This window comes from Streptomyces sp. NPDC058001, assembly GCF_042886315.1.
Lineage (GTDB): Bacteria > Actinomycetota > Actinomycetes > Streptomycetales > Streptomycetaceae > Streptomyces.
This window is the reverse complement of the sequence record NZ_JBHVQT010000002.1, coordinates 283,468-298,346: the sequence shown is the minus strand read 5'-3', so window position 1 is coordinate 298,346 and position 14,879 is coordinate 283,468. Positions and strand designations below refer to the sequence as shown.

Sequence of the window (14,879 nt, the reverse complement as noted above, 5' to 3'; positions counted from 1 at the left end):
GCGCGGGGGTGGTCCCTACGACTACGACGCCGCCGCCGAGAAGCTCAGCGTGGTCCCCGCACACGCGGGGGTGGTCCCGTAAGGGCGGCGGGGTCGCGAGCATTCCTTGCCGTGATCATCTACGTGCTGGTCAGCGGCTGAGCTTGGCCGCCTGCCGCCCTGTTCCGGAGCGTCGAAGTCGCCCGTGCAGCGTCGCTTCGTCATTCGGTCCCGCGCTGGGGTGCATCAATCGAAGGCACATGTCCTGGCGGACCGGCTACCGCCACCTCCGTCTAAAGGGCACCCATCAGCCCCAGGACCTTGTTGACCGCGTCGGCGACCGGCTGGCCGAGTGATCCGACCGTCGCGGCGATGGTGGCCATGGCGATCAGGGCTCGGTGCCGCTCCTGCGGAGCACTCGCGCCGGAGGCGATCACCGGCAGGGAGTCGTCGATGACCTGCGCGCTCCCGGGCTCGACCGAACGGCGCAACTCCCGGAGCAGCCGCACCAGTTCCTCAGTCGCCTCGTGCAGAGCAAGGGACTGGTGTTTGACGATGCCGGTGTTCCCTGTCCCACCGTAGATGTTGACGTTGTCGCCATGGATCTTGTTCCCGTAGTGGTACGAGTCGCCGCCGCTCACTTGCTTACCCCCGTGTTGAACAGACCGCCGTACATATTCACGTTGTCGCCGAAGTGGTAGTTCTTGGGATTGACCATCACGCGCTCCACCCGTACCTGGAACTCGACCTCAGGCTTTTCGATGGCGTCGACAAGGTAGTGGACAAGCTGGCGCAACTGGTCGGGATTGGGCAGCGTCACCAGCGCGGTCGAGGCACTGGAGGTCTCGACGGCCAACACGTGCTCGGACTTCGCGGTCAACTCCTTCACCAGCCCCACAAGTAGGGCGGTCGCCACCGCGATGCCGAGGAGCCACACCGCGCCGGCGGAGTCGCTCGCACTCCCGCCGTCGGCCTCCGCGTTCCGGTTGACCGCCTGGAGCACGACGACCACCGCGAACGTGATACCGAGCCACTTCAGGAAGCTCATGAAAGCTTCCATGCGCTTGGGCCTGAGTTCGAAGGTGTGGACGCGGGTGATGTTGTGCAGCGGGTAGGCGGCCTCCCCCACCCACAGCAGCCGCCTGCCGACTTTGAGGTCGACCACGGTCCCGCCCGGGGGAATTGGGGGCATGGGCGGCGGTGAGGGTCCTACGGTCCCGGTCGTTTCCACAAACTCTCAAGCCCCCTGTATGTATCCGACTCTGCGGCCGTGGGGACCATTAAGTACGTGCGCCCCTCACTCGACAAGAGACCAAAAGCAGCCAAACTCAGAGTCCCCGGTCACCTCGTGAGGTTCCTCCGAGACGCGGATGATGTTGACAGGGGGTCATAGCCGACTGCCCCCGCGGCCCGCTGCGCATGCTTGTCGAAGACCTCCGCGACGAGTCGTCCCCGGGGGATGCCCTGTCCCCCGAGGACGACGAGGAGGCCGACGCCGGTACGCACCGTCATCGCCGGGTCCTACCGCGCTCTGCCTGCCGTTGCCGTCGGCCAGGCAGGGCGCCGGCTCGATGTTCCGGTCGGCGTCCACCTGCTGACGGTGTGCGACCGCTGCGATTCGACACATTCGGGAGGCGGTGGGCGGTCGTCGCGGAATGCCTCTTCCGCACCCCCATACCGGGAGGACACGGAACCTTCGCCACAGGCCAAAGCGTCGCCCACACGAGTAACCCATGCCGCACAAGCCGGAGTTGTAGCCTCAACGCAACGCCACACCGACGAGAACCAGATGTCCCCAATGCCGGAATCCAAACAAGTAAGCAAAAACGGGCCCCCGACAACACAAACCCCCAGCTCACGAACTGTGGTCCCCGCACGCGCGGGGGTGGTCCGTACATCGTGTGGTCGCTGCTGCGGTACGCCAGGTGGTCCCCGCACGCGCGGGGGTGGTCCCTCGTTACGGCCGCATTTGGCAAGCGCGGTGCCGTGGTCCCCGCACGCGCGGGGGTGGTCCCTCTGAGGGCAAGTCCACAGGGAACAAGCTGAACGTGGTCCCCGCACGCGCGGGGGTGGTCCCTCCCAGCGGCCCCGGTCGTCCATGACCACGGGGTGGTCCCCGCACGCGCGGGGGTGGTCCCTTCCTGGCCCGGGAGACCCGGGCCCGTCCCATGTGGTCCCCGCACGCGCGGGGGTGGTCCCAGGCATGGCGCCGGGTGACGCTCAAGGCCCCGGACGGGCCGGGTGGTCCCCGCACGCGCGGGGGTGGTCCGGCAATCAGCGACCTCGCCGCGGCCGACGACGGGTGGTCCCCGCACGCGCGGGGGTGGTCCCGCTTCGGTCGTCGGCGTGCAGCAGATCGCACCGTGGTCCCCGCACGCGCGGGGGTGGTTCCTAGGAGGAGTCGCCCCGGACCGGGACAGGATGGTGGTCCCCGCACGCGCGGGGGTGGTCCCTACCCGCCGAAGGACTGGAGGTGGAGGGTCTAGTGGTCCCCGCACGCGCGGGGGTGGTCCCGTCCGACTCACCGACGGCGACCGGAAGGCCGTGTGGTCCCCGCACGCGCGGGGGTGGTCCCGTGGCTGGTGTCGCCGCGATCCCCCTGGGCAGGGGTCCCCGCGCACGCGGGGGTGGTCCCTGGGAGCGCGGCAAGGTCAAGGAGTGGACAGAGTGGTCCCCGCGCACGCGGGGGTGGTCCCTGGCCGCAGCGGTAGGCGCGCATGTGCTTGCCGTGGTCCCCGCACGCGCGGGGGTGGTCCCGCATCGACATCGCCAAGCGGTACAAGGGGGGCGTGGTCCCCGCACGCGCGAGGGTGGTCCCACGCCGCATGTGGAGTCGCCGACGATCTGGCTGTGGTCCCCGCACGCGCGGGGATGGTCCCGATCCGCCCTGGGTCCAGGTGCCGGTCTGGTCGTGATCCCCGCACGCGCGGAGGTGGTTCCGGAACAGTCATCGATGGCGGCGGCCTGATGCGGTTCCCGCGCAGGCTCGCGCAGGCGCGTTGGGGGACGGGGCTTTCTCGTGGCTGGTTTGGTTGGCGTGAACGGTTGGTTACTCGGTGTTGGTTGTGGGGAGAGGGTGGGGATGGACAGTCGTGCGGGGGATGGGACGGCGTCGTCGTTTTCGGGTGGGGCGGCGCATGCCGTGGTGCAGGGGCGGGACTTCAGTGGCGGGGTGCACTTTCACTCCGCCCAGGCCGCCGTGCCGGTGCCGCAGCAGCTTCCCGGGAATGTGCGCGGCTTCGTCAATCGGACCGTTGACCTTGAGGGCCTTGATGCGGCGCTGGGCAGTGTGCCGGTGCTCGTGATTGCCGGGACGGCGGGCGTCGGCAAGACCTCCCTCGCCGTCCACTGGGCCCACCGCGCCAAAGACCACTTCCCCGACGGGCAGTTGTACGTGAATCTGCGCGGGTACGATCCCGGCGCGCCCCTCACCGCCGCACTCGCCCTCGAACGTTTCCTCGTCGCCCTGGGCGTGCCCGCCGCCGCCATCCCCACCGACGTCGAAGCCCGCGCCGCCCTCTACCGCACCCTCCTCGCCAACAAGAACATGCTCATCGTCCTCGACAACGCCGCCAGCGTCGGACAGGTACGCCCCCTCCTCCCCGGTACCGGCCACTGCCTCACCCTCATCACCAGCCGCAACCGCCTCTCCGGACTCGTCGCCCGCGACGGAGCACGGCGCGTGACCCTGGAAGTCTTCGAGGAATCCGCCGCCGTCAAACTCCTGCACGAGACCACCGGCGGCTACCGCACCGACGACGACCAGGAAGTCGCCGAACTCGCCCGCCTGTGCGCCCGCCTCCCCCTCGCCTTACGCGTCGCAGCCGAACGCGCCGCCGCCCGCCCCCGCGTCCCCCTCGGCATGCTCATCGAAGACCTCCGCGACGAATCCTCCCTCTGGGACGCCCTCTCCTCCGATGACGACGACGAAGCCGACGCCGTACGCACCGTCTTCACCTGGTCCTACCGCGCCCTGCCCACCGACGCCGCCCGCCTCTTCCGCCTCCTCGGCCTCCACCCCGGCCCCGACTTCTCCACCCACGCCGCCGCCGTCATCGCCACCATCCCCGCCGGCCACGCCCGCCGCCAACTCGACCTCCTCGTCGGCGTCCACCTCCTCGAACAAACCGGCCCCGACCGCTACCAATTCCACGACCTCCTCCGCGCCTACGCCCTCGACCAGACCCAACACCTCGACCCACCGCACGAGCGACGCACCACCCTCCGGCGCATCCTCACCTGGTACCTCCACACCGCCGACGCGGTCGTCACAGCCGAACGTCGACGCGGATTCGCCCGCATCGCCCTCGGCTCCCCAGCCCACGATGTACGACCGCTGGAGTTCGCCACATTCCAGGAAGCGATGGACTGGTTCCGCGCCGAGCAGAACAACCTCCTCGCAGCCCAACGCGCCATGGTCACAGCGGACTTCGACCGCATGGCCTGGCAACTACCGGCCGTCCTACGCTCCATCTACGCCAGCAACAACCTCTTCGAGGACTGGTTCACCACCGGCCAACTCGGACTTGAAGCCGCCCGCCGCCGCGACGACCAGGAAGGGCAGGCGGTTCTCCTCGAAGTCCTGGGCATGGCAGGCCGCCAGTCCCACCGGCTGACCGAGGCCGCCGACCACTACCAGGCCGCCCTACAGATCCACCAGCAGACCGGCAACCGGCACAGCGAAGCGTGGGTCCTGAATCTGCTGGGCACCGTATTCCTCGACGGCCACCACGTCCATCAGGCGTACGCGCATCTCAAACAGAGCGCGGACCTGCGCCGCGACATCGGATCTGCCGAACTGATTGCCCCGATAGCGAACCTGTGCGCGGTGAGCCTCCAACTCGGCCAGTTGAACGAGGCTACGGAGCTGGGCCGTACGGCACGGGGGATGTACCGGGACGCGGGTGACCGCAACGGCGAAGCGAACGTTCTCGGGGAACTGAGCCAAGTGCACCTGGAATTGGGGCAGTTGGACGTAGCCGCCGCCTTGGCCGAAGAGTCCCTGACCATCGCCCTTGAACTCGACAACCGGCTCCTGGAAGGGTGGCTCCTACTCCGCCACGCCAAGATCCAGCTCGCTCGCGGTGCGGCCGACGAAGCCCTCGTCTCCTACCACCGTTCAGCGACCATCCACCGCCGCATCGGCGACCGAGGCCGCGAAGCCGAAGCGCTCGACGGTACCGGGGTCGTCTACCAGGCAATGGGGCGGGGCCAAGACGCCGTCGCCTTTCACCGCCAAGCCGCAGCGGTCCACCGTGAGTTGAGTGATCGCTGGAAAGCGGCGGCCACCCTGGACCATCTCGCCAGCAGCCTGCGAAACACCGACGACGCCGGCGAACAGGCACGCGCCTCGTGGCAGGAAGCCCTCGCGCTGCTCGCCGAGTTCGACGACCCCGAGACGGACACGTTGAGGACGTCTATCGAGACCGCACTGTCCGAGCTGGACCAAGCGCCCTAGCGGTCAGCCGGTACGGAACTCCCCTGCCTTGACGGCCGATACGAAGGACGTGAACGCATCGGCCTGGAAGTCCAGCACCGGACCTGACGGGTTCTTGGAGTCACGCATGGGGACTATGCCGGTAACGGACGCGTGCGCCGGGGCCCACTCGACACACGTGCCGCCGTTGTCGCTGTAGGACGACTTCACCCACTGCAGGGTCTTGTCCTCGGTCTTCACAGGGTGCCCTTTCGGAGTTGGTGGATCATGTCCACAGACGCTGCCTGCGACAGTGATACGGCCTGTAGTTGATGGTAGGCCCTCACCAGAGGCAGTACGGAGGTCAGTGCCCGGTCCAAGTGTCCTTCGGTCTGTGACTCGACGTAGGAGAACACGGATCGGTCCGGCAAGGTGAGCAGGTTGACCGCACGGTTGAAGGGGCGGTGCTCACCAATGCTGTAGGGGGCGATCTGAAGCATGGTGTTCGGTTGCTCCGCGAACTCCACCAGCCGCGCCAACTGCGCGTCCATCACGGCAGCGCCGCCAATGGGCCGACGGATACAGCTCTCGTCCAGCACTGCGATCACCAAGGGTGGCAGAGGGCGAACCAGCGCAGCCTGACGCTCCATGAGGAGCGCGACTCGTTCATCGGCCTGTTCGGGTGTCAGGGTCCCTCGCCGTACGTGGGCGTCAGCCAGCGCCTGTGCGTACTCCTTTGTCTGGAGCAGGCCAGGGATCAGGCCGACTTCGAACAGCCGGATCTCTGCCGCGCGCGCCTCGTATATCAAGTACTCCGGGAAGCCCTCCAGCAACGACCCCTGCCGGATCTCCGACCACGCGCGCTCGAACGACTCTGCGGTCCCGGACAGCCCGAGGGTGGTATCCAGACTCCGCGAGAACTGGAGAGTTGGCGGTTTGCGGCCGGTTTCGATTGCTGAAATGTGCCTGCCGGAGTAGCCGACCAGCTCGGCAAGGTCATCTTGGATCCAGTTACGCGCTTCGCGTGCGCTGCGTACACGTGCACCGTAGGCCGCTCGCGGGCTCGCTTCGGGGTTTAAGTCCTTGCGGTTTACCAACGTGCTCTCCCGTGACGGAACGTTGAAGGCATCCCAACTCTAGGTCCACTCTGACACCTCTTGGTAGTGAAATAGCTACGGAGAGGAACGATGGTGTCCGAAAAGAACCTTCCGACCCCCGGCACGCTCATGGTCGACGCACAGAACCGGATCGGCGAGTTCCGGGGTGAGTGGTGCGGACTATGGTCCCTGCGCCCAGTAACTGGCGGTAGGGAATGGACCGTCGACCCACAGGACGTACGGCCGGCAAGTCCCGAACAGCGCTTACGCGCAGAGAACTCCCGGCTGAACGCACGGAGTCGAGGCGAGTACCTGTGACCACCCTCGGATTCGTCCGCTGGACATTACGGCCGGATCTTGACCCCGACGCCCCCCAACTCACCTACGCCTACCGGTGCCTCACCCTCAACACCGACGACGACACCGCATGCAACGCCAAGTCACCCACCAGCACCGACCCGACCGAACCCCAGACCTGGGCCTTCACCCACCTCCGTACCCACCCCGAGCACACCAGCTACGCCGAAGTCATCGAACGCCCCTGGGTGATGTGGCGCGAAGGACCCGTATGAACTACCGGTCCGAAATCCACGCCGAAGGCCCCGTCTACGGCACCGGACACACCGCCCACCACATCCTTGGCACCCACCACACCATCTCCCCCGTCCTCGCCCTCCGCTGGCTGAGCGGCCAAGCACTACACATCGCCGACCGACTCGACCCCGACCCGGCAAGTACGCCTTGGCTGCCGCCAGCCGCACGCCAGGCAACGGCACCGGAACCCGACGGCCCCACAGACCTCCGCATATGGGCCGAGGACCGAAAGGAACAGCGCGTCGCCCGCGAACGCATCAAGACGGGACACCCGCTGTTCGTCGTCATCCCGGACAGGGACTGCACGTACACCCTCTTCGCCTGCCGCCACCATGCGGACGCACCCCCTCCACCTCCCCCACCAGGACAAACCATGCACCAATGCGAAGCCACCACCGCCGTACCGCCCGTCGCCCTGCTCGTCGCGATCCTCGCCGGACAGGGCCGCGTCCTCGGGAACGACCTCGGATACGCCCCCACCCGAGCCCGCTGCGAACTCGGTACCCGGCACCAGGGCGAACACGCCGACCACGTATGGGACTGGGACCACGAACCCACCCACGCCCTATGGGCCCGCTGGAACACCGGCAGCGTCCTGCGGTACGAGTCCCTCCCCTGGTGCGAAACCGCCGGCGGCCCCCAGAACGACGCCTGCACCCTCTACTGGAACCACCCCCACCCCCACGCGTGGGCTCTGCACGACCCGGAAACAGACGCCCTGCTGCGCAAAGCCCTCGCGCCACGCCCAGACTTACCGCAACGCCCCAAACAAGAGCCGAACTAGCAGCCAGGGTTACAGAGGCCGGTACCGATCAACAGCCCGCGCACCCAAGTAACCCACCTGCCAGAAGCCCCAGTTGTAGCCTGGCACCCATACGCGGCACCAACAGGAGCCATGTCCGCTATGCCGGATTCCGAGAAAGTAAGCAAAAACAAGCCCTCGGCGAGATAAACCCCCAGCTCACGACCTGTGGTCCCCGCACACGCGGGGGTGGTCCCCGGCCACTCAGCCGCGAGCAGGCACGGCGGGCGTGGTCCCCGCACACGCGGGGGTGGTCCCTCCACGCGATCCTCGCGATCGACCTCGGCGCAGTGGTCCCCGCACACGCGGGGGTGGTCCCTACGTGAGGAATGACCCGCTGTGGCGTAAGACGTGGTCCCCGCACACGCGGGGGTGGTCCCAGCGAGGGCACCCCCGGCAAGCGCGGAGCGCCTACGTATCCCTCCGTCCAACCACCACCACCGCAACCACCCCCGCCACCAACCCCCACATCCCGAACACCAGCCACGACCCCGCCACCCCCGTCGCCGGATACGGCAACTGCGGTGTCGGCAGCGGAGCGTCCAGTTGGAGTAGGCGCTGCCAAGCTCGGAACGGAAGGGCGTGGTTCAGGGTTGCCGACCAATAGCGGTCGTCCGAAAGGAAGTTCGGCACCAATAGGAGCACCACCACGTTCGCCACGATCGTCGTCGCGCTATGGCGGATCAGCGCCCCCAGGCCGAAACCCACCAGCGCGCTCACCGGGGCCAGGAGTGCGGACGCCAGTACTCCCCACACCACCCCCGGATACGTGATCGAGATACCGACGTCCCGGCCCGCGAGAATCGCCTGGGTCAGCCAGAAGGAACCGCCCGCCACCACCACGCCATACGCCGTCATCACCACTGTCACCACGGCCAACTTCGCCGTCATCAACGACCCCCGCGCCGGCACCGCCGCGAACGTCGTGCGGATCAGCCCCGTCCCGTACTCGCTCACCACCGTGATGGAGCCCAGGCTCGCCGCGATGAGCATCAGCGTGATGCCGGAGTTGTTGGTGAAGGCGTCGCGGTACGACCAGCCCGGTACGAAGTTCGAGCGGATTCCGTCGTCGTAGCGCGGCCAGTTGACGTAGTCCGCGTAGGCCGCGTTCGCGTTCAGGAGGATGATGGCCAGGGCACTCACGCCCAGGGCCCAGCGCATCGACCGTAGCGACCAGAGTTTCAGCCACTCCGATGCCAGCAGATCCCACATACCCGCCCGTGCCACTGCCACCTGGCTCATCGCGAACCTCCCGCCGCGTACTCCACGCTCCCCGCCGTCAGTTCCATGAACGCCTCCTCCAGCGACGCCGACCGTGGCGCCAGTTCGTGCAGCATCAGCTCGTGCTGGAAGGCGAGTTCGCCGATGCGGGGCGCGCTCAGGCCCGTTACCGAGATCGCGCCCTCCCCCTCCGCGAGGACCGTCGCCCCTTCCGCCGTCACCAGGTCCGTCAGCGCGCTCAGCCCCGCCGCGTCGGCCGTACGGACCGTCACGGTCACCCGCTTGCCGCGCGCAGCGAACTCCGTCAGCGGCTCATCCGCGATCAACTCGCCCCGCCCGATGACGATCAGCCGGTCCGCCGTGTTCTCCATCTCGCTCATGAGGTGGCTGGAGACGAATACCGTCCGGCCCTCGGCCGCCAGCCGCCGGAACAGTCGGCGTACCCACAACACCCCTTCCGGATCAAGGCCGTTGAGGGGTTCGTCGAAGAGCAGGACCGGTGGGTCACCGAGCAGCGCCGTGGCGATACCGAGCCGCTGCTTCATCCCCAGCGAGAAACCGCCGACCCGGCGCCGCGCCGCGTCCGCGAGTCCGACCTCCTCCAGTACCTCGTCCACCCGCCGCCGTGGAATCGCGTTGCTGCGGGCCAGGACCGCCAGATGCGCGGCGGCACTGCGACCGCCGTGCACATCCCCCGCGTCGAGCAGCGCGCCGACGTGCCGCAGTCCGCGCGGATGGTCGCGGAAGCGCTGCCCGTCGACGGTCACGGTCCCACCGGTCGGCTCGTCCAGGCCGATGATCATGCGGAGCGTGGTGCTCTTGCCCGCGCCGTTCGGGCCGAGGAAGCCGGTCACATGTCCGGGGCGCACAGTGAACGTGAGCCGGTTGACCGCTGTGGTCTTTCCGTAGCGTTTCGTGAGTTCGTTTACTTCGATCACGGACTCCACGCTGCCGGGAAGCGTCGCCGGGCGTCATCGGACCGCCGGTGGCATTCCGGGGGACCGGTGTCGTCCCCGGGCGTACGACCACGGTCCGATGCCCGATACGGAACCGGCGGTTACGATCGCGACATGCAGGTCACCCCGCCTCTTCCGCTGCTCAAGCGTGTGCCGCCGGGCGTCTGGACGGCGCTCGCGTGGTGCGCGGCGACGGCGTACTCGTTCCTGACGATGGTCGTGCTGCCCGGTGAGAATGCAGGTGGCCTGATGCTGCCCCGGCAGGGGTGGGGTCACATGCCCCCCGGCAACCAGCAGTCCCTCGCCATCGCCACCGTCCTCGCGCTGGCCGGTAGCTGTCTGCTCCGCCGCCGGGCCCTGACCGCCATCGCGCTGCTGCTCACCGCCTCGGTCGCGGGCGCGATGGCGCTGAACTCGTCCGAGATCAACCTCCTCCAGATCCTCGCCGCCGACATCGCCCTGTGCTTCGTCGCCGCCACCCGCCCGCGCCGCACCTCGGGCACCGCGCTCGCGCTGACCCTCGGCGTGCTCGTCGGATACGCGGTCATCCGGCTGGCCGTCGGGTTCGGTATCGGCACCTCGACGCTGCTCGCGATGGCGCTGACGGCCGTCGTCGCCTGGCTCGTCGGCAACTCCGCGCGCCAGTCCCGCGCGTACGCCGAGAAGCTGGGCGCCCAGGCCGCCGCGCAGGCCGTCACCGCCGAACGGCTGCGGATCGCCCGCGAGTTGCACGACATGGTCGCCCACAGCATCGGCATCATCGCTCTCCAGGCGGGCGCGGCGACTCGCGTCATCGAGACACAGCCCACCCGGGCACGCGCCGCGCTGAGCGAGGTGGAGATCGCCGGACGGGAGACCCTCTCGGGGCTGCGGCGCATGCTCGGCGCGCTGCGCGAGCCGGAACCGGGGCACGAGCCGGAAGCCGCGCCGCTGCATCCGGCACCGGGACTCGCCGACGTCGAACGGCTCGCCGCCACGACCACCGCCGCCGGAGTCCGCGTCGACGTGTCCTGGCTCGGCGAACGGCGTCAACTGCCCCCGGACATCGACGTGTCGGCGTACCGGATCATCCAGGAGTCCGTCACCAATGTGGTCCGGCACGCGGGCACCCCGTCCTGCGCCGTGTCCATCGACTGCCGTGACGACGCGGTCGCCATCGAGGTCGCCGACCAAGGGAACGGCCGGGTCGCCACTGTCACGGCCCCGGGGTACGGGCTGGTCGGTATGCGTGAGCGGGTCGCCCTCCTGCACGGTGAATTCTCCGCCGCGCCTCGGCGGGACGGCGGCTTCCGGGTGACGGCCCGGCTGCCGGTACCCGCGGGTGTCCGATGACCACAGGGACACCGCCACGGGTACGGGTCGTCCTCGCCGATGATCAGCCCCTCGTCCGCGCGGCCCTCCAGATGGTCATCACGGACACCTCCGACGTCGAGGTCATCGGCGAGGCCGGCACCGGCGCCGAGGCCGTCCGGCTGACCGACGAACTGCGGCCCGATGTCGTCGTCATGGACATCCGTATGCCCGGCATGGACGGCATCGAGGCCACCCGCCTGATCACCGCGTCCGGCGGCCCGACCCGGGTGGTCGTGCTCACCACGTTCGACGACGACGCGTATGTGTACGGGGCGCTGCGCGCGGGCGCGTCCGGGTTCCTGGTGAAGGACATGGCCCTGGACGACATCCTCGCGGCGGTACGGGTGGTGGCCACCGGAGACGCCCTGATCGCGCCCTCGGTCACGCGCCGCCTGATCGCCGACTTCACGGCCCGCCCGGACCCCGTATCCGACCCCGCTCCGGCGCCCCGCCCCCTGACCGCCATCACGGACCGGGAACGCGAGGTGCTCACGCTGCTCGCGCGCGGGCACGCCAACCCGGAGATCGCGGTGGCCCTGAACATCACGACGGCGACGGTCAAGACGTATGTGACCCGGCTGCTGTCCAAGCTGGACGCCCGCGACCGGGTCCACCTGGTGATCATGGCGTACGAGGCCCGCCTCGTGACCCCCTAGACCACCCCTGCCACAAAGGCCCTGCCAAAAAGGCCCCGTCACAAAAGCCCCGTCGCAAAAGCCCTGCCAAAAGCCTCTGCTACAAGTGCGTCGCGCCGAACATCCGTACCGTCACCGGCAGTACGACCACCGAAGGGCCCGGCTCCCCCAGCGCCTTGGACAGGTCGGCGCCCAGGGCGTCCGGCGATGTCCGGACCGCCGGGACCCCGAACGACTCCGCGAGCGCGACGAAGTCGGGCCGCGTGAGTTCCGTCCCGGTCGTCGTGCCGAACGCGTCCGTCATGTACTCGCGGAGAATCCCGTAACCGCCGTCGTCCACGATCAGCCAGGTGACGTCGAGGTCGTACTGCCGGGCGGTCGCCAGTTCCGCGAGGGAGTACATCGCTCCCCCGTCGCCGGAGACCGCGAGGACCGGGTGGGACGGGTCCGCGACCGCCGCGCCGAGTGCGGCGGGGAAGCCGTAGCCGAGACCGCCGGCGCCCTGCGCGGAGTGCATCGTGTTGGGGTGCCTCGGGTCGAAGGCCGACCATGCCCAGTACGCGAGGATCGTCATGTCCCAGAAGGACGGCGACCGGTCGGGCAGCGCGTCCCGGACGGTGGCGAGCAACTGGCGTTCCAGCGCCGTGTCTTGCCCTCCGATCCGCGCCGCCACCTTCTCCAACAGTTCCCGTACCCGCGCCGGAGCCGAGGCGTCGGGACGCTCCCGTACCGTGTCGACCAGGGCCGCGAGACCGAGGCGGGCGTCCGCGTGGATGCCGAGTGCGGGGTGGTTCGACTCCAGCTTGCCGAGGTCGGCCTCGATCTGGATCACCCGGCCGCGCGGCGCGAACGTGTGGTAGTTCGAGGAGAGTTCGCCGAGGCCCGAGCCGACGACGAGCAGGACATCGGCGTCCTCCAGGAGGTCCGTGGTGTGACGGTCCTCAAGCCAGGACTGGAGCGACAGCGGGTGTTCCCAGAGGAAGGCTCCCTTGCCGCCGAAGGTCGTCACGACGGGCGCGTTCAGTTTCTCCGCCAGGGCGCGCAGCTTGCCGGAGGCGTCGGCGCGTACCACTCCGCCGCCCGCGATGATCGCCGGGCGGACGGCCGTACTCAGCAACTCGGCTGCTACGGCGGTCAGTTCGGGGCGCGGGTAGACCTCGTGGGGCGTGGCGTCGAGGGAGGTCACCACGGGCAGGGATGTCTCGGCGAGGAGGACGTCCTGCGGGATCTCCACCCAGACCGGTCCGTGCGGCGCGGTGAGCGCGGACTGCCAGGCCGCCGCGACGGCGGACGGGATCTGCGAGGCGGCGCGCACGGTGTGCACCGACTTCACTATGTCCCTGAACGACGCCTGCTGGTCGCGCAGTTCGTGCAGATAGCCGTGGCGTCCGCCGCCCAGACCGGCCGTCGGGATCTGGCTGGAGATCGCCAGAACGGGAGCCGAGGCCGCCGCCGCCTCCTGGAGCGCGGCGAGCGAGGTGAGCGCACCCGGCCCGGTCGACAGGAGCAGGGGTGCCGCCTCACCGGTGATCCGGCCGTACGCGTCGGCGGCGAAGCCCGCGTTGTTCTCGACGCGCAGGCCCACGTACCGCAGGTCCGAGCGGCGCAGCGCGTCGAACATGCCGAGCGCGTGCTGCCCGGGAAGGCCGAACACCGTGGTCGCGCCGAGGTTGTGCAGGGTCTCCACGACGAGGTCGCCGCCGGTGCGGCCCGGGGGCGGGTTCAGCGCGGCGGTCGTCTGCGCGGGTGTGGGCAGCAGTTCGGGGCCGTGGTGGTCGTGCGTCACTTGGCCGTCCCCTGGTCCGTCCCCTGGTCCTTCCGCTCCGCCGCGATCTGCCGCGCCATGATCGTCGTCAGCTCGTACGCCGTGTGCGAGGCCGCGACGGCGGTGATCTCGGCGTGATCGTATGCGGGCGCCACCTCGACCACGTCCGCCGAGACGAGTCGGCAACTCGCCAACCCCCGCAGGATCTCCAGGAGTTCACGGGAGGTCATGCCGCCGGCCTCGGGCGTTCCGGTGCCGGGGGCGTGCGCCGGGTCCAGGCAGTCGATGTCGATGGAGATGTACAGGGGACGGTCGCCGATCCGCTGCCGGAGTTGGTCGGCGATCTCGTCGGCGCCCCGGCGGTAGACGTCGGCCGATGTGACGATGCCGAAGCCCAACTTCTCGTCGTCGGTGAGGTCCTGCTTGCCGTACAGCGGGCCGCGCGTACCGACGTGGGAGAGCGCGGACGTGTCGAGGATGCCCTCCTCGACGGCCCGGCGGAACGGCGTCCCGTGTGTGTACTCGGCGCCGAAGTACGTGTCCCAGGTGTCGAGATGGGCGTCGAAGTGGAGCAGCGCGACCGGGCCGTGCTTCTTCGCGACGGACCGCAGCAGGGGCAGGGCGATGGTGTGGTCGCCGCCGAGGGTCATCAGCCGGGCACCGCTGCCGAGCAGGTCGTCGGCGGCGGCCTCGATGGTGTCGACGGCCTCGTGGATGTCGAACGGGTTGGCCGCGATGTCCCCGGCATCGGCGACCTGGGCGAGCGCGAACGGGGACGCGTCCTGCGCCGGGTTGTAGGGGCGCAGCAGCCGGGACGCCTCGCGGATCGCGTTGCCGCCGAAGCGGGCGCCCGGCCGGTACGAGACGCCGGTGTCGAACGGCACGCCCACGACGGCGACGTCGGTGGTGCCGACCTCGTCGAGCCGGGGCAGCCGGGCGAACGTTGCGGGCCCGGCGTACCGGGGTACGCGGGAGGAGTCGACGGGTCCGCGCGGCGTCTCGTTGCTGCTCATCTGAATGTGCCTTCTTTCCTACGCTTCGTTGCGTTTTCTGACTCTACC

At 69.2% G+C, this 14,879-nt stretch carries 13 protein-coding genes and 3 CRISPR repeat arrays (1 of these 16 running past the window's edge); of the genes, 5 read left to right on the top strand and 8 right to left on the bottom strand.

Annotation, left to right across the window (positions count from 1 at the left end):
- A CRISPR array of direct repeats spans positions 1-78; the repeat unit is 28 nt (it extends 378 nt beyond the left edge of the window).
- 194 nt (positions 79-272) lie between these two features.
- A complete protein-coding gene (locus tag ACFVT5_RS04860; protein WP_389881453.1) occupies positions 273-620 on the bottom strand; it encodes a hypothetical protein in 348 nt (115 codons plus the stop codon).
- Positions 617-1,144 (bottom strand): DUF6232 family protein, encoded by a 528-nt coding sequence (locus ACFVT5_RS04855; protein ID WP_389881451.1) that lies wholly within the window; start codon positions 1,142-1,144, stop codon positions 617-619. Before ACFVT5_RS04855 ends, ACFVT5_RS04860 begins: the two co-directional genes overlap by 4 nt.
- A gap of 699 nt (positions 1,145-1,843) precedes the next feature.
- Positions 1,844-2,919: a CRISPR direct-repeat array (repeat unit 29 nt; unit sequence GTGGTCCCCGCACGCGCGGGGGTGGTCCC).
- A 232-nt stretch (positions 2,920-3,151) separates the two neighbouring features.
- On the opposite strand from ACFVT5_RS04855, the gene ACFVT5_RS04850 reads away from it, so the two are divergent.
- Positions 3,152-5,437 carry an ATP-binding protein gene (locus ACFVT5_RS04850; RefSeq protein WP_389881449.1) on the top strand — a complete coding sequence of 762 codons (2,286 nt, stop codon included), beginning with the start codon at positions 3,152-3,154 and terminating at the stop codon, positions 5,435-5,437.
- 3 nt (positions 5,438-5,440) lie between these two features.
- On the opposite strand, the gene ACFVT5_RS04845 is transcribed toward ACFVT5_RS04850, so the two are convergent.
- Both ACFVT5_RS04845 and ACFVT5_RS04840 read right to left on the bottom strand, forming a co-directional pair.
- A complete protein-coding gene (locus ACFVT5_RS04845) occupies positions 5,441-5,656 on the bottom strand; it encodes a DUF397 domain-containing protein (RefSeq protein WP_389881448.1) in 216 nt (71 codons plus the stop codon).
- The gene (locus ACFVT5_RS04840; RefSeq protein ID WP_389881446.1) at positions 5,653-6,492 is read right to left on the bottom strand and encodes a Scr1 family TA system antitoxin-like transcriptional regulator; all 840 of its coding nucleotides are present in this window, start codon (positions 6,490-6,492) and stop codon (positions 5,653-5,655) included. The genes ACFVT5_RS04845 and ACFVT5_RS04840 overlap by 4 nt, the downstream gene beginning before the upstream one ends.
- Positions 6,493-6,806: 314 nt before the next feature.
- Between ACFVT5_RS04840 and ACFVT5_RS04835 the strand changes: the two genes are divergently transcribed.
- Entirely contained in the window at positions 6,807-7,064 is a 258-nt protein-coding gene (locus ACFVT5_RS04835; protein WP_389881444.1) for a hypothetical protein, read from the top strand.
- Entirely contained in the window at positions 7,061-7,870 is an 810-nt protein-coding gene (locus ACFVT5_RS04830) for a hypothetical protein (RefSeq protein WP_389881442.1), read from the top strand. The genes ACFVT5_RS04835 and ACFVT5_RS04830 overlap by 4 nt, the downstream gene beginning before the upstream one ends.
- A 186-nt stretch (positions 7,871-8,056) precedes the next feature.
- A CRISPR array of direct repeats spans positions 8,057-8,268; the repeat unit is 29 nt; unit sequence GTGGTCCCCGCACACGCGGGGGTGGTCCC.
- A 31-nt stretch (positions 8,269-8,299) separates the two neighbouring features.
- Here the strand turns inward: ACFVT5_RS04830 and ACFVT5_RS04825 are convergent.
- On the bottom strand, positions 8,300-9,130 hold the full coding sequence (locus ACFVT5_RS04825) for an ABC transporter permease (RefSeq protein ID WP_389881440.1): 831 nt from the start codon (positions 9,128-9,130) through the stop codon (positions 8,300-8,302).
- The gene (locus ACFVT5_RS04820; protein ID WP_389881438.1) at positions 9,127-10,047 is read right to left on the bottom strand and encodes an ABC transporter ATP-binding protein; all 921 of its coding nucleotides are present in this window, start codon (positions 10,045-10,047) and stop codon (positions 9,127-9,129) included. The genes ACFVT5_RS04825 and ACFVT5_RS04820 overlap by 4 nt, the downstream gene beginning before the upstream one ends.
- A 132-nt stretch (positions 10,048-10,179) precedes the next feature.
- Between ACFVT5_RS04820 and ACFVT5_RS04815 the strand changes: the two genes are divergently transcribed.
- Positions 10,180-11,397 (top strand): sensor histidine kinase, encoded by a 1,218-nt coding sequence (locus ACFVT5_RS04815; protein WP_389881436.1) that lies wholly within the window; start codon positions 10,180-10,182, stop codon positions 11,395-11,397.
- Positions 11,394-12,074 (top strand): response regulator, encoded by a 681-nt coding sequence (locus ACFVT5_RS04810; RefSeq protein ID WP_389881434.1) that lies wholly within the window; start codon positions 11,394-11,396, stop codon positions 12,072-12,074. Before ACFVT5_RS04815 ends, ACFVT5_RS04810 begins: the two co-directional genes overlap by 4 nt.
- Positions 12,075-12,153: 79 nt before the next feature.
- Here the strand turns inward: ACFVT5_RS04810 and ACFVT5_RS04805 are convergent, their stop codons facing one another.
- Both ACFVT5_RS04805 and speB read right to left on the bottom strand, forming a co-directional pair.
- Complete coding sequence (locus ACFVT5_RS04805; protein ID WP_389881432.1) at positions 12,154-13,839, bottom strand: thiamine pyrophosphate-binding protein; 1,686 nt, start codon at positions 13,837-13,839, stop codon at positions 12,154-12,156.
- A complete protein-coding gene (gene speB, locus ACFVT5_RS04800; RefSeq protein ID WP_389881430.1) occupies positions 13,836-14,831 on the bottom strand; it encodes an agmatinase in 996 nt (331 codons plus the stop codon). Before speB ends, ACFVT5_RS04805 begins: the two co-directional genes overlap by 4 nt.
- Positions 14,832-14,879 lie beyond the last annotated feature (48 nt).

Excerpts from the sequence above, each read along its gene's own strand:
- ACFVT5_RS04830 (WP_389881442.1), top strand. The coding sequence starts at position 7,061 with ATGAACTACCGGTCCGAAATCCACGCCGAAGGCCCCGTCTACGGCACC.
- ACFVT5_RS04825 (WP_389881440.1), bottom strand. The coding sequence starts at position 9,130 with ATGAGCCAGGTGGCAGTGGCACGGGCGGGTATGTGGGATCTGCTGGCA.
- speB (WP_389881430.1), bottom strand. The coding sequence starts at position 14,831 with ATGAGCAGCAACGAGACGCCGCGCGGACCCGTCGACTCCTCCCGCGTA.
- ACFVT5_RS04810 (WP_389881434.1), top strand. The coding sequence starts at position 11,394 with ATGACCACAGGGACACCGCCACGGGTACGGGTCGTCCTCGCCGATGAT.
- ACFVT5_RS04815 (WP_389881436.1), top strand. The coding sequence starts at position 10,180 with ATGCAGGTCACCCCGCCTCTTCCGCTGCTCAAGCGTGTGCCGCCGGGC.